This window comes from Parafrankia sp. EUN1f (assembly GCF_000177675.1).
In the GTDB taxonomy this organism is placed as follows: Bacteria; Actinomycetota; Actinomycetes; order Frankiales; family Frankiaceae; genus Parafrankia.
In genome coordinates this window covers 1-636 of sequence record NZ_ADGX01000391.1, presented here as the reverse complement: position 1 = coordinate 636, position 636 = coordinate 1, and the positions used below count along the sequence as shown (strand labels likewise).

Genomic DNA, 636 nt, shown 5'->3' with positions numbered 1-636 from the left:
AGGCGTTCCACTCATCTCCTTGAATGCCCTCACTGGGCATCGCCCCACGACCCGAAGGATGCACCAGCCCACGGATCTGGCCAGTGCAGGACGTGGCATCGGTTTCAGACGTCTTTCCGATGGGTCCTCACATCTACCGTCTGGAGATTGGAATTCAGGCAATCCAGCTTTCGCCATATCACGCGGGTTCAACGGCGGCCCGCCTTCGACGCCTTCGCGACGCCCGCCGTCTTCTGGCATGCTGCTGTCCCCCGACACCCTTTCGGACCGAGGTAAGCCAGCGAACCCAAGGATCCTCCTCCGAATCCATCCCAGCTGCGCTGGGGATACAACAGAGCGCCTCACGGCGCACTCCCGGCGTGACACTCTCGCGTCACCGGGCTCTTCTTGCCCTTCTCACCAGAAGCCGTGGATCCATTGCCAGTGCGCGAACAGCGTGGGGTACTGTAAGGTGATCCTCTTCCACGCCCGGTGCGCTTTGGCAAATGTCCTCAGCCGTCGATACTTCTTCCGTATCCACCGCAGCAGATTTGCGCTGATGCGATAGAGGAGCGGATACAGCTCGGTCTTGTAGAAGGCACCGTAGTACTGCATCCAGCCCCGGATGACAGGATTGACCGCACGGGCGATCCCATC

The 636-nt window shown here is 60.7% G+C and carries 1 protein-coding gene; it reads right to left on the bottom strand.

From position 1 onward, the window contains the following. Positions 1-396: 396 nt before the first annotated feature. Positions 397-636: group II intron maturase-specific domain-containing protein (locus tag FREUN1FDRAFT_RS39275; protein WP_006546028.1), on the bottom strand; the 240-nt coding region annotated here is incomplete at its 5' end.